Source organism: Pseudonocardia sp., assembly GCF_035305885.1.
In the GTDB taxonomy this organism is placed as follows: domain Bacteria; phylum Actinomycetota; class Actinomycetes; order Mycobacteriales; family Pseudonocardiaceae; genus Pseudonocardia.
Map to the genome: position 1 here is coordinate 1 of NZ_DATGOP010000051.1, position 21,876 is coordinate 21,876.

General features: G+C 74.6%; 25 protein-coding genes. 10 read left to right on the plus strand and 15 right to left on the minus strand.

Going from position 1 to position 21,876, the window contains the following annotated elements; translation table 11 throughout:
- The 8 genes from VKZ81_RS09625 to VKZ81_RS09660 form a co-directional block, all read right to left on the minus strand.
- Positions 1-1,676: efflux RND transporter periplasmic adaptor subunit (locus tag VKZ81_RS09625; protein WP_324241119.1), on the minus strand; the 1,676-nt coding region annotated here is incomplete at its 3' end.
- A 44-nt stretch (positions 1,677-1,720) separates the two neighbouring features.
- On the minus strand, positions 1,721-2,929 hold the full coding sequence (locus VKZ81_RS09630) for an ABC transporter permease (protein ID WP_324241120.1): 1,209 nt from the start codon (positions 2,927-2,929) through the stop codon (positions 1,721-1,723).
- Positions 2,926-3,612, minus strand: a complete 687-nt coding sequence (locus VKZ81_RS09635) for an ABC transporter ATP-binding protein (protein ID WP_324241121.1) — start codon at positions 3,610-3,612, stop codon at positions 2,926-2,928. The genes VKZ81_RS09630 and VKZ81_RS09635 overlap by 4 nt, the downstream gene beginning before the upstream one ends.
- A gap of 262 nt (positions 3,613-3,874) precedes the next feature.
- Positions 3,875-4,189, minus strand: a complete 315-nt coding sequence (locus tag VKZ81_RS09640) for a hypothetical protein (protein ID WP_324241122.1) — start codon at positions 4,187-4,189, stop codon at positions 3,875-3,877.
- A gap of 79 nt (positions 4,190-4,268) precedes the next feature.
- A complete protein-coding gene (locus VKZ81_RS09645; protein ID WP_324241123.1) occupies positions 4,269-5,051 on the minus strand; it encodes a hypothetical protein in 783 nt (260 codons plus the stop codon).
- A 44-nt stretch (positions 5,052-5,095) separates the two neighbouring features.
- A complete protein-coding gene (locus VKZ81_RS09650) occupies positions 5,096-5,713 on the minus strand; it encodes an Nramp family divalent metal transporter (protein ID WP_324241124.1) in 618 nt (205 codons plus the stop codon).
- A gap of 19 nt (positions 5,714-5,732) precedes the next feature.
- Positions 5,733-6,197 (minus strand): RpiB/LacA/LacB family sugar-phosphate isomerase, encoded by a 465-nt coding sequence (locus tag VKZ81_RS09655; protein ID WP_324241125.1) that lies wholly within the window; start codon positions 6,195-6,197, stop codon positions 5,733-5,735.
- Positions 6,194-6,925, minus strand: coding sequence for a GntR family transcriptional regulator (locus tag VKZ81_RS09660; protein WP_324241126.1), 732 nt, complete (start codon positions 6,923-6,925; stop codon positions 6,194-6,196). Before VKZ81_RS09660 ends, VKZ81_RS09655 begins: the two co-directional genes overlap by 4 nt.
- Before the next feature lie 94 nt (positions 6,926-7,019).
- Between VKZ81_RS09660 and VKZ81_RS09665 the strand changes: the two genes are divergently transcribed.
- The 5 genes from VKZ81_RS09665 (at position 7,020) to VKZ81_RS09685 (ending at position 14,409) form a co-directional block, all read left to right on the plus strand.
- Positions 7,020-8,273, plus strand: a complete 1,254-nt coding sequence (locus tag VKZ81_RS09665) for a CaiB/BaiF CoA transferase family protein (protein WP_324241127.1) — start codon at positions 7,020-7,022, stop codon at positions 8,271-8,273.
- Positions 8,270-9,256 (plus strand): tripartite tricarboxylate transporter substrate binding protein, encoded by a 987-nt coding sequence (locus VKZ81_RS09670; RefSeq protein ID WP_324241128.1) that lies wholly within the window; start codon positions 8,270-8,272, stop codon positions 9,254-9,256. The genes VKZ81_RS09665 and VKZ81_RS09670 overlap by 4 nt, the downstream gene beginning before the upstream one ends.
- Positions 9,253-9,753 (plus strand): tripartite tricarboxylate transporter TctB family protein, encoded by a 501-nt coding sequence (locus VKZ81_RS09675; protein ID WP_324241129.1) that lies wholly within the window; start codon positions 9,253-9,255, stop codon positions 9,751-9,753. The genes VKZ81_RS09670 and VKZ81_RS09675 overlap by 4 nt, the downstream gene beginning before the upstream one ends.
- A 4-nt stretch (positions 9,754-9,757) precedes the next feature.
- The gene (locus VKZ81_RS09680; RefSeq protein ID WP_324241130.1) at positions 9,758-11,263 is read left to right on the plus strand and encodes a tripartite tricarboxylate transporter permease; all 1,506 of its coding nucleotides are present in this window, start codon (positions 9,758-9,760) and stop codon (positions 11,261-11,263) included.
- Between the two features lie 173 nt (positions 11,264-11,436).
- Positions 11,437-14,409, plus strand: a complete 2,973-nt coding sequence (locus tag VKZ81_RS09685; RefSeq protein WP_324241131.1) for a hypothetical protein — start codon at positions 11,437-11,439, stop codon at positions 14,407-14,409.
- 518 nt (positions 14,410-14,927) lie between these two features.
- On the opposite strand, the gene VKZ81_RS09690 is transcribed toward VKZ81_RS09685, so the two are convergent.
- Positions 14,928-15,734, minus strand: a complete 807-nt coding sequence (locus tag VKZ81_RS09690) for an ABC transporter ATP-binding protein (protein ID WP_324241132.1) — start codon at positions 15,732-15,734, stop codon at positions 14,928-14,930.
- The gene (locus tag VKZ81_RS09695) at positions 15,731-16,402 is read right to left on the minus strand and encodes a FadR/GntR family transcriptional regulator (RefSeq protein ID WP_324241133.1); all 672 of its coding nucleotides are present in this window, start codon (positions 16,400-16,402) and stop codon (positions 15,731-15,733) included. Before VKZ81_RS09695 ends, VKZ81_RS09690 begins: the two co-directional genes overlap by 4 nt.
- A gap of 355 nt (positions 16,403-16,757) precedes the next feature.
- On the opposite strand from VKZ81_RS09695, the gene VKZ81_RS09700 reads away from it, so the two are divergent.
- From VKZ81_RS09700 to VKZ81_RS09710, 4 genes are all read left to right on the plus strand, one after another.
- Positions 16,758-17,135 (plus strand): hypothetical protein, encoded by a 378-nt coding sequence (locus VKZ81_RS09700; protein ID WP_414709353.1) that lies wholly within the window; start codon positions 16,758-16,760, stop codon positions 17,133-17,135.
- 133 nt (positions 17,136-17,268) lie between these two features.
- Positions 17,269-17,577 (plus strand): PDZ domain-containing protein, encoded by a 309-nt coding sequence (locus VKZ81_RS35110; protein ID WP_491723614.1) that lies wholly within the window; start codon positions 17,269-17,271, stop codon positions 17,575-17,577.
- A complete protein-coding gene (locus VKZ81_RS09705) occupies positions 17,574-17,699 on the plus strand; it encodes a hypothetical protein (protein ID WP_324241135.1) in 126 nt (41 codons plus the stop codon). Before VKZ81_RS35110 ends, VKZ81_RS09705 begins: the two co-directional genes overlap by 4 nt.
- Positions 17,700-17,775: 76 nt before the next feature.
- A complete protein-coding gene (locus VKZ81_RS09710; RefSeq protein WP_324241136.1) occupies positions 17,776-18,600 on the plus strand; it encodes an alpha/beta fold hydrolase in 825 nt (274 codons plus the stop codon).
- A gap of 3 nt (positions 18,601-18,603) precedes the next feature.
- On the opposite strand, the gene VKZ81_RS09715 is transcribed toward VKZ81_RS09710, so the two are convergent.
- The 3 genes from VKZ81_RS09715 to VKZ81_RS09725 are packed head-to-tail and all read right to left on the minus strand — an operon-like array spanning position 18,604 to position 20,104.
- Positions 18,604-19,335, minus strand: a complete 732-nt coding sequence (locus VKZ81_RS09715) for a DUF899 domain-containing protein (protein ID WP_324241137.1) — start codon at positions 19,333-19,335, stop codon at positions 18,604-18,606.
- Between the two features lie 15 nt (positions 19,336-19,350).
- On the minus strand, positions 19,351-19,683 hold the full coding sequence (locus VKZ81_RS09720) for an ArsR/SmtB family transcription factor (protein WP_324241138.1): 333 nt from the start codon (positions 19,681-19,683) through the stop codon (positions 19,351-19,353).
- A complete protein-coding gene (locus VKZ81_RS09725) occupies positions 19,670-20,104 on the minus strand; it encodes an SRPBCC domain-containing protein (protein WP_324241139.1) in 435 nt (144 codons plus the stop codon). The genes VKZ81_RS09720 and VKZ81_RS09725 overlap by 14 nt, the downstream gene beginning before the upstream one ends.
- Positions 20,105-20,821: 717 nt before the next feature.
- Here VKZ81_RS09725 and VKZ81_RS09730 point away from each other — a divergent pair.
- Positions 20,822-21,052 (plus strand): hypothetical protein, encoded by a 231-nt coding sequence (locus VKZ81_RS09730; RefSeq protein ID WP_324241140.1) that lies wholly within the window; start codon positions 20,822-20,824, stop codon positions 21,050-21,052.
- Here VKZ81_RS09730 and VKZ81_RS09735 read toward each other — a convergent pair.
- Both VKZ81_RS09735 and thyA read right to left on the minus strand, forming a co-directional pair.
- Positions 21,039-21,497: a dihydrofolate reductase gene (locus tag VKZ81_RS09735; protein ID WP_324241141.1), complete on the minus strand. Its 459-nt coding sequence runs from the start codon at positions 21,495-21,497 to the stop codon at positions 21,039-21,041. The genes VKZ81_RS09730 and VKZ81_RS09735 overlap by 14 nt on opposite strands.
- 7 nt (positions 21,498-21,504) lie before the next feature.
- Positions 21,505-21,876: thymidylate synthase (gene thyA / locus VKZ81_RS09740; RefSeq protein ID WP_324241142.1), on the minus strand; the 372-nt coding region annotated here is incomplete at its 5' end.

The following is a 21,876-nucleotide window of genomic DNA, read 5'->3' on the forward strand; positions in this document are numbered from 1 at the left end:
CCGCCGGGGCCGCCACCGCTGCTGCCGGATGCGGCGGGGGCGGGCGGCAGCAGCAGCTCCTGGCCCTCCCGCAGGCCCGACAGCACCTGCGTGTACTCGTCGCCGACGGCACCGGCCTCGAACGGCGTCGGCACCGGCTCGCCGTCCGCCCCGCGGACGTCGACGAGCGTCCGCTCCCCCTCGCGCCGGACCGCCGCCGACGGCACGCGCAGCACGTTGTCCACCGACTCGACGATCACGTCGGCGAGCGCGGTCTGGCCGTCGCGCAGCCGAGCGTCGCCCTCGCGCAGCACGATCGTCGCGTTGTACTCCACGATCCCGCTCGACGGCGTGCCCTTCGGCGCGATCGACAGCACGGTGGCGGGCGCCCGCAGGTCGGGCACGGCGTCGACGGTGACCTCCACCTCCTGGTTCGGTGCGATCCGCGCCGCGTCCGACTCCTCGAACGGCACCACCAGCTGGAACGTGTCGAGGTCGGAGAGGACCATGAACGGGCCGCCGCCCCCGCCCCCGCCGCCCGAGAGGCCACCCTCGGAGGTCAGGTCGGCGCTGTCCGGGATCCGCGCGGTGGACCCGGGCGCCACCGGGGTCGTCCCGGACGCGTCGCCCACGAACTCGCCGACCCGGCCGTTGATCTCCGCGACGGTGCCCGCGGTGGGCGCGTACAGCACGGTGTTGTCGACGTCCTGCTGCGCGACCCGCACGGCGGCCTGCGCGTTGCGCAGCCGGGCCTTGCGGACCTCGATGTCGGCGGGGCGGTCGTTGCGGGCGGCGCCGCTGTCGTTCTCCGCGGAGATGACGGTCTGCTCCTCGCGCTCGATCGCCACCTTGCCGGCCGCCCGGTCGAGGTCCTCCTGGTGCTTGGCGCGGTCCAGCTCCGCCTCCGCCGACAGCACCGCGCGCTTGGCGTTCTCGACGGCGGTGCGGGCGCTGGCGATCTGCTCCTCGCAGGACGGCGTTTGGGCCGGGCGGTAGGAGATGCCCTCGACGAGGAACGACGCGTCGTCGGTGCTGTCGTCCTCGTCCTCGTCCTTGTCGTCGTCGCGCGAGCGCGGTTGCTGCGTCGCGCGGGGTGCCTGCGATGAGGGCGCCGGCTCCTCCTCGACGCTCAAGGAGTTCACCTCGGGTTCGTCGCAGTCCTCCTCGAGCGCGCGCAGCCTGTCCCAGGCGCGCCGGAGCACCTTCTTCTCGAACTCCAGCGACTCGCGGGCCCGCCGGGTGGCGGCCTCGTTGAGGTCGTTGGTCTCCTTGACCTGCTTCTTGACCGCCTCGAGGATCTCCCGGGCCTGCTCGAGGGTGCGCCCGGTGGCGTGCACCCGGTTGTCGCCCTGGGCGCGGTCCAGCTCGGCCTGCGCCTCGGCGAGGTTCGCCTGCTCCTGCTCGAGGGTCTGGCGGAGCGCGAAGTCGTCGATGCGCGCGAGCTCCTGCCCGGGCACGACCTGGTCGCCGACGTTGACCAGCACCTCCTTGAGCTGCCCGCCGCGCGGGAAGCCGAGGGACTGCTCGGAGATCGCGACGAGCGTCCCGGACGCCGACACCGTCGACTGGACCGGGCCGCGGTCCACGCGCAGCGTCGGCGGTGGCGGCTCCTCGCCGGTGCACGCCGTGAGGGCCAGCACCGCGACCGCACCGATGGCGCCGGCCGCCCAGCCGCGCCGACCGGTCGTTCGGGACATGGGTTCTCCTGCCATGAGCACTTCTGCACTGACTCCCGCGCGGGTCATTGGTATCGGAGGGCCTCGATCGGGCGCAGCCGCGACGCGCGGTGGGCCGGGTATCCGCCCGCGATGAGTCCGATGATCAAGCTGATCGTGAACGCGAGCACGATCGAGAACGGGTCGACCGCGGGCGCCGGGAAGTCGGGGATGAGCTGCGGCAGCACGATCGCGCCGGTGACCGCGAGCCCCACCCCGAGCGCGATCCCCACGAGCCCGCCCAGCCCGGACAGGAAGACCGACTCGAGCAGGAACTGCAGCAGGATCACCCGCGGCCGGGCGCCGATCGCCTTGCGGATGCCGATCTCCCGGGTCCGCTCGGTGACCGTGACCAGCATGATGTTGGCGACGCCGATGCTGCCGACCACCAGCGAGATCCCCGCGACCGCGCCGGTGAACAGCGTCAGGAACGACAGGAACTGCGTCGCCTCCTGGATCTGCTGCTGCAGCGCCTGCACGTCGAAGTCGCGCTTCGCGGGGTCGCGGATGTTGTGGCGTTCGGAGAGGATCTCGGTGATCTGCTCCGTGGCGGGCGTCACCGCCTCCGCCGACCGCGCCCGCACGATGATCGTGTCCAGCTCGTCGTCGCCGCCGGTCAGGTAGCTGCGGGCCGCGCCGACCGGCATGATCGCCACATCGTCCTGCTGGCCGGTCGCCTCCGCCACGCCGATCACCCGGAACACCGCCCTGCCGATGCGGATCTCCTGGTTGAGCGCGTTCGCCGGGTTGCCGCCGAACAGCTCGTTCACCGGGTTCGGGCCGAGCACCACCACCTTGGCGTTGGTGCGGACCTCCTGGTCGTTGAACGACCGCCCCGCCGTCAGCTCCCGGTTGGTGATCGGGAAGTAGTCGGCGGTGGTTCCGGTGACCCGCGTGCGGTACTGGTCGCCCTCGCGCTGCAGGAGCGCGGCGCCGCCGACGATCGGGATGGCCGTCGCGATGTCGGGGGCGTCGCGCAGCAGCGCCTCCAGGTCGGTCTCGGTGAGGTCGCGGGCCCGGCCACCGCCCGGCACCCCGCCCTCGGACGGGGTGATCGTGATCTGGGTGTTGAGCGAGCCGAACTGCTCGTTGAAACCGGTCTGGATGCCGTTGCCCAGCGCCGTGAGCAGGATGACCGCCGAGACGCCGATGATGATGCCGAGCGTGGTGAGCGCCGAGCGCAGCTTGTTGGCCCGCAGGCCACGCAGCGCGATGCGCACGACCTCCCAGATCATGCGACCAGTTGCTTCTGCCGTACGTCGCGGACGATCTGGCCGTCGCGCAGCTCGATCACCCGCTTGGCGAACTCCGCCACCTCGGGCTCGTGCGTGATCAGCACGACGGTGCGGCCCGCGTCGTTCAGCTCCGTGAGCAGCTGCATGACCTCGACCGTCGACGTGGTGTCGAGGTTCCCGGTGGGCTCGTCGGCCAGGATGATCGCCGGGTTGGTCACGAGCGCCCGCGCCACCGCGACGCGCTGCTGCTGCCCACCGGAGAGTTGGTTGGGCATGTGGTCGGCCCGCTGGCCGAGCCCCACCCGTTCCAGCGCGGCCATCGCGCGTTCCCTGCGTCCCCGCCGCTCGCCCGCGTAGATCAGCGGCAGCTCGACGTTGCGCACCGCGGACGTGCGCGGGATGAGGTTGAACGACTGGAACACGAACCCGATCCGGGTGTTCCGGATGGCCGCGAGCTGCTTGTCGCGCAGCCTCGAGACGTCGATCCCGTCGAGCGTGTAGCGGCCCTCGGTCGGCACGTCGAGGCAGCCGAGGATGTTCATCATCGTGCTCTTGCCCGAGCCGGAGGGGCCCATGATCGCGACGAAGTCGCCCTGTTCGACGAGGAGATCCACCGGCCCGAGGGCGCGGACCCGCACCTCACCGTTGCCGTAGACCTTCGAGACTCGCTGGAGCTCGATCATGGATCCCCCCTGCGGGCAGCCCGTCGCCGCGACCACCCCATCCCGACCAACGATGGACCGCGGAGCGGGGTACGCCGTACTCATAATTTGCCATGAGTGACGGCGGACACGACGGGCGGGGCCGATCACGGGCGTTGGTGGGCGCCCACCAGCGACTTCACCAACCGGGAGTGCGTTTCACACGGCGCCGGCGGTGTGTGTGCAGCACACCCACGCCGTGTGAAGCCGCCCTGGGGCGGGGCCGGGACACGGCCCTGCGCGATCAGGCGGGCGTCCGCACCCGGGCGCGGTGGGCCGAGTACACCCCCAACCCGGCCAGCACGAGACCCAGCGGCGGGAACCAGAACACCGCGGCGACGGCGAGCACGAGGTTGGCGATCGCGATCCGCACCCAGGTGCGGCGAGCCGGATCGGCGGGCCCGGGGGCGCGCGCCACGCCGGGCCGGCGCAGTGCGAAGGCGAGGTGGACGAGCGCGAGCCCGGCGAAGACGGCCGCCCACACCGGCTCCCCGTCGGCGGCGTGCCACACCGACAGCACGGCGAGGCACGCGGTGGCGACGGCGCTGCCGGGCCTCACCGCGGCACCGCCCGCTTCAGGAAAGCCACTTTCCTGAAGTGCAGCTTCAGGAAAGTGGCTTTCCTGCAGTTCCGGGGCGTCACGCGAGCAGCTGCCACGTCGAGACCACCCCCAGCACCGTCAGCAGGATCCCGGACAGCAGCACCCACCACCGGCCCGCCGTGGTGAGCCGGTACGCGGGCGGGAGGACCTTCCGCTCGGTCCACAGGATCGCGAGGCAGAACAGGCCCGAGGTCAGAAGGCCGCCGAGCACCGACGCCGGCGTCACGATCACGACGAGCTCACCGACGGTCCACACCAGGGCGAGGCTCGCGACGAGGATGTAGCCGTACATCCACGGCCGCAGGGCGGGCTGGCCCGCGCGGCGCAGCCGGGCGAACACCGGCGAGACCGTCTCGTAGGCGGTATAGGTGTACAGCTCCCAGAACGCGTACAGCGAGCCGAAGAACGCGAAGAAGACCGCGACGTGGTACAGGTACTCGAGCGTCGGGTGCACCGCGGTGAGGAACTGCGCCTGGTAGGTCAGGGTGTCGTTGCCCTCGGGGATCTGCTGCTGCGCGGCGAGCAGCGACGCCCCGTTGATCATGAACATGCTGGCGAACACCGCGATCGCGACGAACGACAGCACCGTGTCGCCGAGCGCGGCGCGGCCCCACGCCCGGCCCCGCTCGACCTGCTCGGCGTCCGGCGAGAGCGGCAGCCGGGCGCCGCGGGGCAGCGCGGCGAGCCGCTCGGCGAGCCCGGCCTGGTCCTCGCGGCCGAGCATCCCCCACCGCTTCTCGCGCAGCATCCCGGCGTAGCCGATGTAGTCGTAGGTGCCGCCGCCGACCGCGCCCAGGTACACCGCGAGCTCCAGCCACACCGCGCGCTCGGCGAGGTCCGGGTAGGCGCCCGCGACCCAGTCGTTTACTCGGGCACGGTCGGCAGGAAGCCGGTCACCACGCCCAGCCAGTCCGGCCGCAGCACCACCACGCTGACCGCGATGGCGATCAGCATGAACCCGACGATCACGGTCTGGGCGCGCTCGAGGCGCTCGTAGCCGCCGACCCAGGACAGCACCCCGGACAGCACGATCAGGCCGGTGGCCCACAGCGCTCCGGTGCCGATCGCGGTGGTCGTGGCCATGAGGTCGCCGAGCGCGACGCCGAGCCCACCCACCCACGACGGGACGGCCGCGATCGACACCACGCCCATGAGCAGCGTGAACCACCCGCGCGGGCCGCGGAACAGGGTGGCCCAGCGGGACATCGGGTGCTCCCCGGTGACCACGGTGTAGCGGTTGAACGAGTAGGCGAGCGCCGCCTTGGCCGCCGCCGAGACGACGAACGCCCAGAGCAGGGCGTAGCCGAAGAGTGCGCCGCCCCGCGCGGCGAACACCATCTCGCCGCTGCCGATGTTGGCCGACGCGACGATCGCGCCCGGGCCGAGCACCGACAGGGCGGTGACCAGGGTGAGCCTGCGCCGCAACTGTTGCGGCGGCTCCGGGTAGGTGAGGAACTGCGTCGTCTCGGCCGGGTTCGCCACGGTCCGCTCCTTTGCGGTTTCAGGCGGTGTCGGTCGCCATCTCCCGTTCCATGTCGTGCAGCAGCTGCACGCGGCGGCGGAAGTCCGGGTCGTCGGACCGGAAGCGCGCCGCCAGGAACTCCTCGAGCACCTGCGTGGCGATCGCCGGGCCGACCAGCCACGCGCCGAGGCACACGACGTTCACGTCGTCGTGCTCGACGGCCTGGCGCGCGGTGTAGGTGTCGTGGGCGACGGTCGCCCTGATCCCCGCGATCTTGTTGGCGGCGATCGCGGCGCCCACCCCGGTGCCGCACACCATCACGCCCCGGTCGGCCTCGCCCGCGCGGACCGGGGCGCTCACGGCCTTGGCGACGTCCGGGAAGTCCACCGGGTCGGTCCCCCGGGCGCCCACGTCGAGCACCTCGTGGCCGAGTCGTTCCAGCACGGAGCGGACGTGCTCCTTGAGCGGGAACCCCGCGTGGTCGTTGCCGAGCACGATCCTCATCGACTGCCTCCGCGCACCTGCTCCAGCCAGGCCAGCGACTCGGGCGAGCCGCCGGGGAAGGTCTCGTCCGCCTCCAGCAGGAAGCTGCGGTCGCCGTGGTGGGCGAGCTCGTGGTGGACGGCGGCCGGGTCGCCGGCCTCGACGAGCTCGAGGATCCGGCGGTGGCGCCGCGCGTCGCCGGCGAGCGTCTCGTGCGTGCGGCGGGCGCGGCGGTTCATCGCCATGCACAGGTGCAGCTGCAGGGCGAGCGAGCGGTAGGCCTCCTCCAGCCTGCGGTGCCCCGCGAGCCCGACGACGGCGACGTGGAAGGCGAAGCCCCGCTCGGTGACGGCGGCCGCGTCGCCCGCCTCCGCGGCCCGTTCGAGCTCGGCGAGGGCCGCGCGGCAGCGCTCGATGCGCTCGGGGGCGCGGCACGGCACGCCGAGGTCGACGGCGAGGCGCTCCAGGTCGTGGCGCAGGGTGACGATCTCGTAGACGTCGTGCAGCGTCAGCGGGGTGACCACGACGCCGCGGCGCGGGGTCCGGACGACGAGGCCCTCCTGCTCGAGCACCCGCAGGGCCTCCCGCAGCGGCGGTTTGCTCACGCCCAGGGTGCCCGCCACCTGGCTCTCCACCACGCGGTCGCCGGGCCGCAGTTCCCCCGACAAGATCATCTTTCGGACGGCGGACGCGGCGAGCTGGGTGATGCTCGGCGGCGCCTCGATGCGCCGGCCGGACGGGGCGGACACCGGGCACCTCCCAAATTCGCCCTTGTCTTCAGGCGACTGACTTCTGTAGACAGTAGTTCAGCTTGCCATTGCTGCCAAGACTCCGGAGGCGCGCGTGCCGGACCGGGACCGCCCACCTCTCGCCGGCATCACCGTGCTCGAGGTCGGCGCCTTCATGGCCGCCCCGTTCGCGACCATGCAGCTCGCCGACCTGGGCGCCACCGTGCTGAAGATCGAGCAGCCCGGATCGGGCGATCCGGTCCGCACGACCGGCCCGTTCGTCGACGGACACAGCTCCCCGTTCGCGCGGCTCAACCGCAACAAACGATCCGTCGCCCTGGACCTCAAGACCGACGGCGGGCGGGAGGCGCTGCTGCGGCTCGCCGCGTCGGCGGACGTCCTCGTCGAGAACCTGCGGCCGGGCGCGATGCGCAAGCTGGGGCTCGACTACGAGGCCGTCTCCGCGGTCGCGCCGGGGCTGGTCTACGCGTCCGCGTCCGGGTGGGGCCAGGACGGCCCGCTCGCGGCGCTGCCGGGGCTGGACATCATGGCGCAGGCCCGCGGCGGGCTCATGAGCATCACCGGCACCCCGGACGGGGAACCGACCAAGATCGGCGTGCCGATCTGCGATCTGGTCTGCGCGCTGTACATCGCGCTCGCCGTCACCGCCGCCCTGCGGGAGCGCGACCGGACCGGGCTCGGCCAGCACGTCGACGTCTCCCTGTTCGAGGCGGGCGTGTCCTTCGCGGTCTGGGAGGCGGGCCGCTACTTCGCCACCGGGGAGGTCGGCAGGCCGCTCGGGTCGGCGCACCAGACCAGCGCGCCCTACCAGGCCATCCGGACGGCCGACGGCCACGTCACGCTCGGCGCGGTCACCCCGAAGACGTGGGCGGGGCTCTGCGACGTGCTCGGCCTGGACGCCCAGCGCACCGACCCCCGCTACACCGACGCGTCCAGCCGCTTCGCCCACCGCGACGCGCTGATTCCCGAGATCGAGGCCGTCACCCGCCGCTGGACCAGCGCCGACCTCGTGCGCGCGCTCGACGCCGCCGGCGTGCCGTGCGCCCCCATCGCCGACTACGCGCAGGTGTTCACCGACGAGCACCTGCGCCGGCGCGGCTACTTCTGGGACGCGCCGCACCCGGCGATGGGCCCGGTGCGCCAGCTCGGCTCGCCGATGCGCCTGTCGCGCACGCCGACCGTCCGCGGACCCGCGGGCCCGCTGCTCGGCGAGGGCACGGCCGACGCCCTGCGGTCCGTCGGTTACTCCGACGACGAGATCCACGAGCTCGTGGCCGGGGGCGGCGCCGCCCTCCCCGGCCGGGGACCCGACCCGTCCGACACGCGCGAGAGGGAGGACCCGACATGATCCGTGCAGGTACCAGGGCCGCGCTGGCGGCCGCGGTGGTCGGCGCGCTCGCGCTGGCCGGGTGCGGAGGCGGCGGCGGGGCGGACGGCGCCGACGACGCGGGAGGCTGGCGGCCCGACGGCGACGTCACGATGGTCGTCCCGTTCGCCGCGGGCGGCGGCAGCGACCGGGCCGGGCGCGCGCTCGCCGCCGCGATCGAGGCGGCCGATCCCGACATCAGCGTCTCCGTCGAGAACCGGGAGGGCGGATCGGGCGCCGTCGGCTACTCCTATTTCCTCGGTCGCAACGGGGACGCCGAGACCCTGCTCGCCACCGAGACCGCCCTGCTCGCCCTGCCGACGAGCGGCCAGGTGGAGTTCACGTTCGAGGACTTCACGCCGATCATGAAGATCGCCGAGGACTTCACGCTCCTCGTGGTGCCCGCCGCGGCGCCGTACCAGACCTGCCCCGACGTGGTCGAGGCCGCGCGCACCGGCCGCGTCGTCGCGGGCATCAGCGGCCAGACCGGGCTGGACAACATCGTGCTCAGCCTGACCGAGGACGAGACGGGCGTGCGGTTCGACCGGGTGGCGTTCGAGTCGGGCGGCGAGCTCGTCGCGGCGCTCCTCGGGGGGCAGATCGACATCGCGTCGCTGAACCCGGGCGAGGTCATCGGCCAGCTCGAGTCGGGCGACCTGCGCGCCGTGTGCGCGTTCGCCGACCAGCGCTACCCCTACGGCGAGCTGCAGAACATCCCGACCGCCGCCGAGCAGGGCATCCCGGTGTCGTTCGCGCAGTTCCGCGGCGTGCTCGCGCCCGGCGGCATCAGCCCGGAGCAGCGCACCTTCTGGATCGAGACGCTGCAGCGGGCCCTCGAGACCGACGAGTACCGCTCCTACGTCGAGGAGAGCTACCTGCAGCCGATCAGCACGGCGGGCGACGAGTTCGTGGCCTACCTCGACGAGAACAGGGCGCTGCTGGAGCAGGCGCTCGCGTCGTCGTGAGCGCCCCGGCGCCGCAGGCCGCGGGCCCGCGCGCCCAGGCCGTCGCGTTCGGGGTGCTGGCAGCGCTCGGCGCGGCCGTGTTCGGCAGCTCGTTCGGCTACGGGCTCTTCGGCGAGGAGGGCAGGGTCGGCCCCGGGCTCCTGCCCATGGTCACGGGCCTGCTGCTGTTCCTGCTGTCGGCGGGGCAGCTCGCCACCCGCCTGCGCCGCGCCGCCCCCACCCCCGCCGAGCCGGACGGCACCGAGGCGCGCCGCTCGCGGCAGTTGTGGACGGTGGTCGCCGCCCTGCCGGTCGCGGTGCTGCTCGTCCCGCTGCTGGGGTTCCTGCCTGCGCTCGGCCTGATGGTGCTGTTCGTCTCCGCCGTCGTCGAGCGGCGGCCACCGCTCGTGGCGCTCCTCGTCGCGGCGGTCGCCGTGGCCGCGGGCTACGGCGTCTTCTCCGAGTTCCTGAACGTCCCGCTGCCGACCGGGGCCGTCGGCGACCTGCTCGGGTGGTGACGGCGTGCTCGACAACCTGATCCTCGGCTTCAGCACCGCGCTGACCGCCGAGAACCTGATGTGGTGCTTCGTCGGCGTCCTGCTGGGCACCGTGATCGGCGTGCTGCCCGGCCTCGGCTCCACCACCGGCGTGGCGATCCTGCTGCCGCTCACGCTGGACCTCGAGCCGGTGTCCGCGCTGATCATGCTCGCCGGGATCTACTACGGCGCCCAGTACGGCGGCACGATCACGTCGGTCCTCATCTCGACGCCGGGCGAGGCCGCGACGGTCGTCACGACGATCGACGGCTACCAGATGGCCCGGCGGGGACGGGCGGGGGCGGCGCTGTCGATCGCGGCGATCGGCTCGTTCGTCGCCGCGATCGTCTCGCTCGCGCTGCTCATCGCGCTCGCTCCCCCGTTCGCGGCCTTCGCGCTGCGGTTCGGCCCGCCGGAGATGCTCGCGGTGATGGTGCTCGGGCTCGCGACGATCGTGAGCTTCTCCGGTGAGAACCGGGTCCTCGGCTCCACGATGGCCGTGCTCGGGCTGGTGATCGCGCTGGTGGGTGTCGACACCGGCAGCGGCGTCGCCCGCTACACGTTCGGCTCGGTGGACCTGCTCTCCGGCATCCCGTTCGTCGAGGTGATGATCGGCCTGTTCGCGGTGGGCGAGGTGCTGAACCAGATCCACGAGGGCGCCGCCGCGCCGATCCGCGCGCGCTTCCGCGAGCTGTTGATCAGCCGGACCGACCTGCGCCGCTCCGGCGGCGCGATCCTGCGCGGCAGCGGGGTCGGGTTCCTGTTCGGCTGCCTCCCGGGCGCGGGCTCGACGCTCGCGTCGTTCATGGCGTACGGGATCGAGCGGCGGGTCTCGAAGCACAAGGACGAGTTCGGCAGCGGCGCGATCGAGGGCGTCGCGGCCCCGGAGAGCGCGAACAACGCCGCCGCCAACGCGAACTTCGTGCCGACGCTGACGCTCGGCGTCCCGGGCGGGGCGACCACGGCCGTGCTGCTCGGGGCGTTCACGATCTACGGCATCCAGCCCGGCCCGCTGCTGTTCGACCAGCAGCCGGAGCTGGTGTGGGGCCTGCTCGCGTCGTTCTTCATCGGCAACCTGATCCTGCTGGTGCTCAACCTGCCGCTCGCCCCGGTGTTCGCGCAGCTGCTGCGCGTGCCCTACGGCTACCTCTACCCGCTGATCCTGTTCACGAGCCTGCTCGGGGCGTACGCGATCTCCAACAACACCTTCAGCGTCTGGGTGGTGCTCGTGTTCGGCCTCGTCGGGTACGCGATGAAGCGGCTCGGCTTCCCCACCGCCCCGCTCGTGCTCGGGTTGGTGCTCGGCCCGCTGTTCGAGAAGGCGCTGGTGCAGACCAGCGCCATCGGGGACGGGAACCTGCTGATCGTGTTCACCCGGCCGCTGTGCGTCGTGGTGCTCGCGCTCGCGGTGCTGCTGCTGGTCGGCCCGGCGATCATCGCGCGCCTGCGGTCGGCCCGCGCCGGGGCGGGGCGGGGGACGCTCGTCGGGTGATCCGGCGTGATCCACGGGTGCGCGAGGGCCGCGGCGGGCGACGTGCGAAGCTGGGGCCGGCACGCCCGGGTGACCGGGCGTGATCCACCGCACAGCACACTGGGCGAGCCGCCACCGAGCCGTCCATCGTTCGATCACTCGATCGCGCGTGGCCGACGGGGGGAGGGACCAGGATGGACGCACCCGGCGCGGGCACCGGGCGGTCCGAGCCCGCGGGCGTCACGGAGGGTTCCGGCAACGTCACCGCTGGGCCGGCGCGCCCCGTGGGCCGGGCCGACGCGACGGGCCCGCTTCCCGTGCAGCCGCCCGCGGACGCGACCGGCCCGCTGCCCGCCTCGGAGGCGAACTCGTGGTTCTCCCCCGCCGCCGAGACGGCGGCCCAGCCGGTCATCCCGCCCGAGACGGCGGCGCAGCCCGTGGTGCCGACCGCGGAGCCGTCGTCGTGGTTCATGACCGGACCGCTGCCGGCGGTGCCGGACGCGCCGGACGCACCGGCGCCCGGGAACGCGGCAGCGCCGGGCCCGGCATCCCGGTCCCCGGCGGGTGCCCCACCGGCACCCCGGAACCAGGTGCTGAACCCGGCGCCGACGGCCCCGGCACCGCAGAACGGCGCGGTCCAGCACCCGGCGCAGCAGAACACCGGTCCGGCGTCCCCCGCACCGCAGGCCGCGGTGTTCCCGACCTCGGCGCCGCAGGCCCCCGGGTCCGGCGCCCCGGCACCGAACGGCGCGCCCCAGCCGAACCCGGCCCCGCCCAACCCGACGCAGCAGCCGCCGGCACCGCACGACCCCGCGCCACGGAACGCCCCGTACGGGTCGCCCCGGCACCCCGGGCCGCAGACCGCGGCGTGTCAGACCCCTGCGCCGCAACCCCCCGGAACGAACGCCCCGGCACCCGACGGCGCACCCCAGCCGGACCCGGCCCAGCCGGCGCAGGCCCCGCACGCGACGGTCCAACACCCGACGCCGCAGGCGTTCCAGACCACCGCGCCGCAAGGCCCCGACTCCAGCGCCTCGACACCCAACGGCGCGCCCCGGTCGAACCCGGCCCCGCACAACCCGACCCAGCAGGCGCAGGCGCTGCACGGGACGCCCCAGCACCCGGCGCCGCCGGACCCGGCCTTCCAGAGCCCTGCGCCGCAGAAGCCCGAACAGGGCGCCCCGGCACCCGACGGTGCACCCCAGCCGGACCCGGCACCCCGGCAGCAGGCGGCGCAGCAGCCGGCACCTCAGAACGGCGCACCCCAGGTCGCGGTGTCGCAGGCCCCGGAACCCGAGAACGCAGCGTCGGCGGCCGCGCCTGCGCAGAACGCGGCGCACGACGACCCACCGCCCCAGCACCCGGCACCGCCGACGCCGGCAGACCACAACCCGGCACCGGCGAACGGTGCACCCCAGCAGCCGGTCCCGCCGGACCCGGCCCCACGGGATGCGACGCCCGCGACCGTGGAGCAGCCCGCGGTCCCCGCTCCGCCGACCGACCGGAGCGACCCCGGGCCGGGCGCGTCCCCCGCCAGCCTGTTCGAGCCCGCGGCCGCCCCGGCCGAGGCGGCCGCGGAGACCGGGCCGCAGCCCGTCGTCCCGACCGATGCCCCAGCGGCTCCGGACGTCGCGGCGGCGGCCGCCGCTCCACCCGCGGACCCCGCGGCCGACCTGATCGCCCCCGGGGCACCGCCAGCTCCGCCCGCTCCGGCCGCGGAGCCCGCACCGCCCGCGGACCTGTTCACCCCGGTCACGCCGCCGTCCGGCCCTGCAGCGCCGCAACCCGCGGGTCCCGCACCCGACCCGATCCCGGCGCCGTCGGGCGACCTGTTCACCCCGGCCACCCCGGCGGCCGCCCCCGCGGCGTCCACACCGCCGCAGGCCCCGGCCGCCGCGGACTCCCCCGCGGCGGCGCCGCCCCCGCCCGCCACCGGCACGATGCCTGCGGTGGGCCCGGCCCCCGCCGCACCGCCACCGCCCGCCGAGCCCCCGCAGCCCGCACCGGACACCTCGCCCCGCACCGGCGCATGGTCGTTCGGCGAGCAGGCGGTTCCGCAGCAGCGCACCGATCCCCCGCCCGTCTCCACCGCCGAGCGGCGCGCGCCGCGCTCGGGCCCCCCGACCACGCCCAGGGGCGGCCACACCACCGGCCTGACCTCGGTCGTCGGCCCGCCGGCCGCCCCGAAGCCGGTGAAGCGGCGGGCGTGGCCGCTGACGGTCGTCGGCGTGCTGGTCGCGGTCGCCGCCGGGATCGCGCTGGTGTTCTCGGTCGCGCGCACGAGCCCCGCCGACCTCGCCACCTCGGCCGCCGCTGACGTCGCAGGCTGGCCCGGCGCCCACTACCAGGGCGCCGTCGCCGCGAACGACGGCGGCGAGATCCGCTTCGACCTCACCGTCACCGCCGACGGCGCGTCGGGCACCCTCACCCGCGACGGCGGCCGGGCCACCGCCGAGCTGCTCTGGGACGGCTCGGGCGGGCTGATCCGCGCCAACCGGGAGTGGTGGCTGTACCACCACCCGACGCGGGCCGACGACCTCGCCGACACCTGGGTGGCCGAGCCGCTCACCGAGACCCAGGAGATCGACCCCCTGCTGCGCCTGTCCGGGCCCGCGCTCGCCGACCACGTGCGCGGTGAGGACCCCGCACAGTGGCAGGCGATCGAGCAACAGCTGGTGGAGGGCCGCACCGGGATCGTGCTGTTCGACGGGGCACGGCGCGTGGTCGTCGGCAGCGAGGACGCGCACCCGGTGCTCGCGCTGGACGTCGCGCCGGAGTCGCAGACCCCGCCGGTGCCGGTCAGCAGGGCCACCGACGAGCAGGTCGCCGCCGTGGCCGGTGCGGCCGCGCGGGTGCGCCAGGAAGCGACCCCGAAGACGTTGGCCCAGGTGTTGCAGGAACGCCCGAACGTCGGGATCCAGCTCGAGCCGGACCCGCTGTGCACGACGGAGACCTGCAACGTCACCATCACGGTGACCAACACCGGCACCGGCGCGGCACGGGGTCGCCTCGAGGTCTCCGCCGACGGCAACGTCGTCGCGAACCACCCGCTGGACGTGCAGCCCGGCCAGGTCGCGACGTTCACCGCCTCGGCACCCAACCCGCAGTTCGGGCAGCCGGGCGCCACCGGACGCATCCTCTGGGAGACCCGCGCCGTCGACGACTGAGCCGGTCACCCGTTCGACTGCAATCGCCGCCCGGTTCCGCGCGGCGGCGCGACGAACGCGCCGCTCAGCCGCTCGTCACCCATCGTGCCCGGGCGCAGAAGGCTTTCGGGGCATGGCACGGAACCGGATGATCGGCCCAAACTCCGCCAATGACCTCCGGCCATGGCGTGCCGCAGGTGCAGCGCTGCTCGCACCCCGGATGCCACAGCGGCGCCAACTCGATCCGCGGCGACCACGCGCACTGCTGCACGTTCGTTGAGATCGCCCTCCGGCTCGGCCCGGACCCGGCCAAGCTGGCGGGCGCCTGCCACCGCTGCGACTGCCGCGTCGATGACATGTTCACCTGCCCGGCCTCGTCCCTGGGGAGGGTTCCGACGCCGAGGGGCCCGTCCGACTGACCCGCGCGCCCGGCGCGACTCGCGCACACCGAGCGCGCGACTCGCCCACACCCAGACCGCGACTCGCGGACACCGAGAGCGCGACTCGCGGACACGCGGGGCGCGCCTCGCGGGCGCGGGTCAGGTGCCCGCGGCCGGGAGCAGCCGGCCCGCGCGGGCGCTCCACCGCCCGTCGCGGCGCTCGACCTCGATGGGGTGGGCGAACGCCCTGCTGACGGTGCGGCTGGTCACCACCTCGTCCACCGGCCCGGCCGCGACCACCCGCCCGTCGGCGAGCAGCAGCGCGTGGGAGGTGGTGGTCGGCAGCTCCTCGAGGTGGTGGGTGACCAGCACCGACGCGGTGCCGGGGTGCGTGGCGTCCAGCCCGTCGATCGCCTCGAGGAGCTGCTCGCGCGCCGCGACGTCCAGCCCGGTGGTCGGCTCGTCGAGCAGCAGCAACCGCGGCCCGGGGATCAGGGCGCGGGCGATCAGCACCCGGCCCCGCTCCCCCTGCGACAGCGTGGGCCAGCGGTCCTCCGCCTTCCCCGCGAGCCCGAACTCGCGCAGCAGGTCATGGGCCGCCGCGAGCTGGGCGGCCTCAGGCGTCCACCGCGGGGGCACCTCGATGCTGCCGGTGAGGCCGGTGAGCACGACCTCGAGCGCGGTGAGCGGTGAGCGCAGCGGGTGGCGCGGGTTGACGTGCCCGATGGCGCGGCGCAGCGCCTGCAGCTCGACGCGCCCGAGCTGGTGGCCGAGCACGCGCACGGTGCCGGTGGTCGGGTGGGTGACGGCCCCGCAGAACCCGAGCACGGTGCTCTTGCCCGCGCCGTTGGGCCCGAGCAGCGCCCAGTGCTCGCCCTCGCCGACGGTGAACGACACGCCGTGCAGGATCTGCTTTCCCGCGCGGCGGAACGTCACGTCGTCGAGCTCGAGGACCGGCGTCCTCATCCGAGCGCCTCCTTCAACGCGGTGAGGTGGGTGCGGCTCGCCGCGGCCGCCGCGGGCGCGTCCCGCCGCGCGATCGCCTCGACCAGGCGGGCGTGCGCCTCGTGGTCGGCCTCTTCCGACGCGAGCGGGCGCGCCCGCAGCATGTGGACCATGGCCGTGCGCACCCGCGGCACGAACGCGTCGAACAGCTCGACCAGCACCTCGTTGTGCGCTGCGACGATCACGGCGCGGTGGAAGGCCATGTCGGCGTCCACGTGGTCGTCCACGCAGCGGCCCGCGGGCGCCCGGCCGGCGAGCGCACGGCGCAGCGCGCGGACGTCGGCGGGCGTGCGCCGCGCCGCCGCCAGCGCCGCCGCCTCGGCCTCGATCGCGATCCGTGCCTCGAGCACCGCCGCGACGTCGGCCCGGCGCAGGACGGCGTCCCAGTCGTCGGGGACGTCGAGCGCGGTGACGAACACGCCCGCGCCCTGGCGGCTGTCGAGCACACCCTTGCCGGCGAGCTCGCGGATCGCCTCCCGTAGCGTGGAGCGCCCGACGCCCAGCCGCGCGGCCAGCACGGTCTCCGCGGGGAGGCGGTGACCGAGCGGCCATTCCCCGGCGCGAATGCGCTCCAGCAGCGCATCGGCGACCTGCGCGGCGAGCGGATGCCGTTGGAGCTGGGCGACCATCCCCGCACCCCTCTACTTGTCTGAGGAATCGCGGGCACTGTAACCCAGGCGCGGTAACGCCCTGTCGGCGCCGGCCGGGTGGGTCGCCACCTCGCGCCGCATCGGAGGACCACGATGGCTCGCTGCGCATCCCGCTCCCGCCGGCTCCTCCTCGTCGCCCCGGTCCTGGGGCTCGCCGCGGCCGTGCCCGCCTGCGGCGGCACCGACCCGCTCGAGGCCGCGCCGCGCGGCCACGATCCGCACCACCGCGACCGGGACCTTCCGGTCCCCGCAGGGCGAGCAGCTCAACCAGGTGGGCTCCGGCAGCGGCTTCATCATCGACCCGTCGGGGGTCGCGATCACCAACAACCACGTGGTGACCGGCGCGGCGACGCTCGAGGTCCACGTGCCGGGCGAGGAGCGGCCGCGCAACGCACGCGCGCTCGGCGCGTCGGCGTGCTCCGACCTCGCCGTGATCGACATCGACGGCGAGGGGTTCCCGGTGCTGTGGCTGTCGACCGAGGAGGTCCGGCCCGGCCTCGGGGTGTACGCCGCCGGCCACCCCTCGGCGCGACCGAGTTCACCGCGACCCGGGGTGTCGTCTCGACGGCGGCCACGGTCGGCGAGACGAGCTGGGCGTCCGTCGACGGCGTCCTCGGGCGCGACGCCACCGTCAACCCGGGCAACTCCGGCGGCCCCCTCGCGGCCGAGACCGGCCGCGTCGTCGGGATCAACTACGCGGACGACGGCCTGACCGACCGCCCCACGCCGATCTCGACGCCCGACGCGCAGGAGTTGATCACCCGGCTGCGCGGGGCACCGACGTGGACTCGATCGGGGTCAACGGCCACGCCGTGGCGGTCGACGGCGGCGTGAGCGGCGTCTGGGTGGCGTCGGTGCGGTCCGGCTCGCCCGCCGATCGGGCGGGCATCGCAGCGGGCGACGTCATCACGAAGCTCGAGAACCTCGCCCTCGCCACCGACGGGACGATGCGCGAGTACTGCGATGTGCTCCGCAACCGCGGCGACCTACCGGCGGTACGTCCCGATCACCGACGACACCGGGGCGATCCAGGTCGAGGTGCCCGCCGGGTGGAGCCAGGTCGACGGCACCCCGTACGTCGGTCCCGACGGGATCCGCCGCGTCGACGTGCGCGCCGCCCCGGACCGGCGGTGTCGGGGCGGAGTTCGTCGTGATCGGCGCCGCGCCACCCGGCCGCGAGTACCTCATCGGGGTGCAGGTGCGGGTCAACGGCGAGCGCGACCTCGAAGCGGTGGACCGCATCGTCAACACGTTCCGGGTCGTCGGCCCGGTCTGACCGCGTCGGAGCGATGAATCCGGCCCGCCGCGCGCGACCCACCTCCTGACCGCACCGCACGACCAGGAGGATCCTCGTGTCCCGCACCGCCCCCGCCCCGATCACCGCGACCCTGACCGTCCCCGGCGCCCGCCTGTACCACGAGGTGCGCGGCTCGGGCCCGCTCGTGGTGCTCGTCGGCGCGCCGATGGACGCGGCGGCGTTCGCCCCGCTCGCCGACCGGCTGGCCGCCGACCACACCGTGCTGACCACCGACCCGCGCGGCACGAACCGCAGCCCGCTCGACGACCCCGACCAGGACTCGACCCCCGAGCTGCGGGCGGACGACCTCGCCCGGCTCGTCGTCCGCGTCGACGCCGGCCCGGCCACGGTGTTCGGGTCGAGCGGCGGGGCGGTGACCGCGCTCGCCCTCGTCCAGAACCACCCCGGGCTCGTGCGCGCGGTCGTCGCCCACGAGCCGCCGTTCGCCGCGCTGCTCCCGGACCGCGAGCGGTTCCTCGCGCAGACCGACGACCTCATCGCCACCTACCTGGGCGGCGACGCCCTCGGGGCGTGGGCGAAGTTCATGGCGCAGGCGAACATCGAGCTCCCCGAGGGCGCGCTGGAGGCGATGTTCGGTGGCCACCGCGACCCGCGCGTCCTCGCCGACGAGCGCCGCTGGTTCGCCCACGAGCTGCGCGGCACGGTCGCCTGGCGGCCCGACCTGAGGGCGCTGCGCGCGGCGGCGGACCGGATCGTCGTGGGGATCGGCGAGGGGTCGGCGGGCCAGCACTGCGACCGGGTGTCCCGGGCGCTCGCCGCGGCGCTCGGGACCGAGCCGGTGCTGTTCCCCGGCGACCACGTCGGGTTCGTCGGCGACCCCGAGCGCTTCGCGGCGCGGCTGCGTCCGCTCGTCCGGTAGGGCTCAGTCGCCGAGCAGCCCCGACGCCACGGCCCGGCGCACCTGCTCCTCACCCGCGGGGGGAGCCGCGCTGTCGCCGTAGGCGTCGTGCCAGTTCCACCACGTGTACGGCGGGGTCTGCGGGTAGCCCTCCGGGGAGTCCTCCCACTCCTCCTGCCTGCCGAGCGCGGTGATGTGCAGGTAGGACCACGCGCTGCCCAGTGCCTCGTCGCCCCGGGCCTCGACGAAGTAGGTGCGGAAGACCCGGTCGCCGTCGCGGATGAAGGCGTTGGTGCCGTGCCACTCGGCCACACCGAAGTCGGCGTCGAACCCGTCGGTGATCGTGTACCAGGGCATCGCCCAGCCCATCCGGGCCTTCACCCGCGCGATGTCCGCCTGCGGCGCGCGCGACACGTAGGCGAGCGTGGTGTCGCGCGCGTTGAGGTGGGCGAGGTGGGCGACCTGGTCGGCCATCATCGAGCAGCCGACGCACGGCCGGTCCGGCCATCCGTGCACGCCGGGCTCGAAGAACGCCCGGTACGCGACCAGCTGCCGGCGGCCCTCGAACAGGTCGAGCAGGCTCACCCGCCCGCGCGGGCCGTCGAACGCGTAGTCGGTGTCCACGGACATCCACGGCATGCGCCTGCGCTCCGCGGCCAGCGCGTCGCGGGCGCGGGTCAGCGCCTTCTCCTGCCCGAGCAGCCGCGCGCGGGCGGCTTCCCACTCGTCGGCCGGGACGATCTCGGGTGTCCTCATCGCTTTCCTCGCCTCTCATCCGTCGAGGTGCCGCTGCAACGCGGCGAGGGAGCCGTCCCAGTCGCGGGCGAGCGCGGCGAGGAACTGCTGCGCCACCTGCATCGGGGCGGAGCAGAGCCGGAACCGCACGCGCCGCCGCTCCCCCTGTTGTGCTGCCACCAGGCCCGCGTCCGACAGCAGGGCCAGGTGTTTGGCGATCGCCTGCCGGGTGATCGGCAGCCGATCGGCGAGCTCGGTCGCCGTGGACGGACCGTGGGTCGCCAGCGCGGCCAGGATGGCGCGCCGGGTGGGGTCGGCCAGGGCGACGAAGACCCGCTCGGCGGTCGCCTCGAGATCAGGCGGCGGCATCGAGGTAGTCAACCAGCTCGCCCAGTTCGCGCCGCCAACCGTCGGTGTTGCCATCGAACGCGGCGCGGTGCGCCTCGTCCGGCAGCTGCGCGAAGCCGCTCTCGACGACCGTGAGCCGCGTCCCCGCGCCGACCGGCTCGAGGGTGAACTCGACGTAGGTACGGCGCGGGTCGCCCTCGGGCAGGCCGTGGACGTGCCAGGTGAACGCGAACAGGCGCGGCTCGTCGACCCGCTCGATGCGCAGGTCGGCCGTGTTCCCGTCGCCCCAGCTCAGCCGGGCCGCCCCGCCGGGGCGCAGGTCGACGGTGGCCTTGTGGCCGAACCAGGTGCCGAGGCCCTCGGCCGTGGTGATCGCCGCCCACACCTTCTGCGGCGGGTGGGTGAGCTCGACGGTGCGTTCGATGCGGTCCGGGAAAGCCATCCTCGCTCCTCAAGTAGCAACCAACTGGTTGCGACACACGCTATAGCAACCAACTGATTGCGTCAAACCCCACCCGCGGACCAATCGCGTTCAGGGGAGTCGAGACGTTGTCGTCACCGGGCCGGGCCGCGCGATCGCCGCGAGCGGGTTTCGCCGCTCCCCCGCCGGACGGCGGGTGATGACGTGCTGGTGGTGGTTCGGCCCCTTCATCGAGGAGGCCGAGCCGGCCCGGGAGCTTCCGGCCATGGCGGCGGCCGGCATCGGCGGCGTCGAGGTCGCGGCCGTCTGCCCGCTGTCGGCGGCCGAGGCCGACCGCGCGGGCGGCGGTTTCCTGTCCGAGCCCGTCGTGGCTGAGGCTCGCCGCCGAGACCGCGGCCCGGCTCGGGTCGCGCTTCGACGTCACCCTCGAAAGCGGCTGGTCCTACGGCGGGCCGCACATCGCCGAGGAGACCGCCGCCGCAGGCTGCCCGCTCGTCGCCGCCCACATCGGCGACCGATCCGAGCAGGAGCCGCCCACCGGACCGTCCACGTACCGGCGGAGCGGCTCGGCGAGCGCGCCCTGCTCGACCTCGGACCGGTCCGGCCGGGCGCCGGAGGTCGACGGCGAGCGCGGCCTGTTCGGCGCCTCGTTCCGCGCCGGGATCACCGCGCCGGTGGGCGAGGTCGCGCAGGTGTTGGTGAACGGCGCGGTGCGGGTGGGCGTGGGCGGCGCCGTCCGTGGTCGACGTCACCGGCCACCTGCGGGCCGGGGAGAACGCCATCGCCGCGCGGGTGTTCGACACCGGCCTCGGGGCGCTGCGCTCGTGCGGGGGGCTCACCGCCACCGTCGAGGCGGTGACGCGCCGGGACGGCCGGCGGTTCCGCGTGCAGGACCTGGACCGGGCCCGGCTGCGCACCGCCTCCGGCCTGTGGGCGGTGCCCGCGCTGCGGTTCGCTACGTCCAGGTGAGGAACCGGTAGTGCAACCCGGTCGAGGAGACCCGCCACTCCCCGACCTCGTCCGGCGGGCGCCCGACGTCCGGCGCGTGCGTGTCTCCCTCGAAGTGCTCGCGCAGCTCGGTGACCACGATCCGGTCCGCGAGCGGCAGCGCCGCCCGGTACACGGCCGCGCCGCCGATCACCCACACGTCCCCGGACACCGCGGCGAGGGCCTGCTCCAGGCCGGGGAACGTCTCCACCCCGTCCTGCGGGGTGCGCGACAGCACGAGGTTGCGCCTGCCCGGCAACGGCCGGAACCGCGGCGGCAGCGACTCCCACGTGCGCCTGCCCATCAGCACGGTGGAGCCCGCGGTCAGGCTGCGGAAGTGCGCCATGTCCTCCGGCAGGTGCCACGGCAACGCGCCGTCGCGGCCGATGACGCCGTTCGCCGACTGCGCCCAGACGAGCCCGATCACCGGTTCGTCACACCGCCACCGGCGCCGGGATGGCGGGGTGCGGGTCGTAGCCCTCGAGGGAGATGTGCTCGTAGGTGTAGTCGAACAGGCTGTCGGCGGGTTTGAGGACCAGCCGCGGGAACGGCCGCGGCTCCCGCGCGAGCTGGGTGCGGACCTGCTCGGTGTGGTTGTCGTAGATGTGGCAGTCGCCGCCGGTCCAGACGAAGTCGCCGACGCCGAGGCCCACCTGCTGGGCGATCATGTGCGTGAGCAGCGCGTAGCTCGCGATGTTGAACGGCACGCCGAGGAACAGGTCCGCGCTGCGCTGGTAGAGCTGGCAGGACAGCTCGCCGTCGGCGACGTAGAACTGGAACAGCGCGTGGCAGGGCGGCAGCGCCAT

Bases quoted from the DNA above. Each gene is read 5' to 3' on its own strand.
- VKZ81_RS09670 (WP_324241128.1), top strand. From the start codon at position 8,270: ATGATCCGTGCAGGTACCAGGGCCGCGCTGGCGGCCGCGGTGGTCGGC.
- VKZ81_RS09635 (WP_324241121.1), bottom strand. From the start codon at position 3,612: ATGATCGAGCTCCAGCGAGTCTCGAAGGTCTACGGCAACGGTGAGGTG.
- VKZ81_RS09685 (WP_324241131.1), top strand. From the start codon at position 11,437: ATGGACGCACCCGGCGCGGGCACCGGGCGGTCCGAGCCCGCGGGCGTC.
- VKZ81_RS09715 (WP_324241137.1), bottom strand. From the start codon at position 19,335: ATGAGGACACCCGAGATCGTCCCGGCCGACGAGTGGGAAGCCGCCCGC.
- VKZ81_RS09690 (WP_324241132.1), bottom strand. From the start codon at position 15,734: ATGAGGACGCCGGTCCTCGAGCTCGACGACGTGACGTTCCGCCGCGCG.
- VKZ81_RS09630 (WP_324241120.1), bottom strand. From the start codon at position 2,929: ATGATCTGGGAGGTCGTGCGCATCGCGCTGCGTGGCCTGCGGGCCAAC.
- VKZ81_RS09655 (WP_324241125.1), bottom strand. From the start codon at position 6,197: ATGAGGATCGTGCTCGGCAACGACCACGCGGGGTTCCCGCTCAAGGAG.
- VKZ81_RS09695 (WP_324241133.1), bottom strand. From the start codon at position 16,402: ATGGTCGCCCAGCTCCAACGGCATCCGCTCGCCGCGCAGGTCGCCGAT.
- VKZ81_RS09725 (WP_324241139.1), bottom strand. From the start codon at position 20,104: ATGGCTTTCCCGGACCGCATCGAACGCACCGTCGAGCTCACCCACCCG.
- VKZ81_RS09720 (WP_324241138.1), bottom strand. From the start codon at position 19,683: ATGCCGCCGCCTGATCTCGAGGCGACCGCCGAGCGGGTCTTCGTCGCC.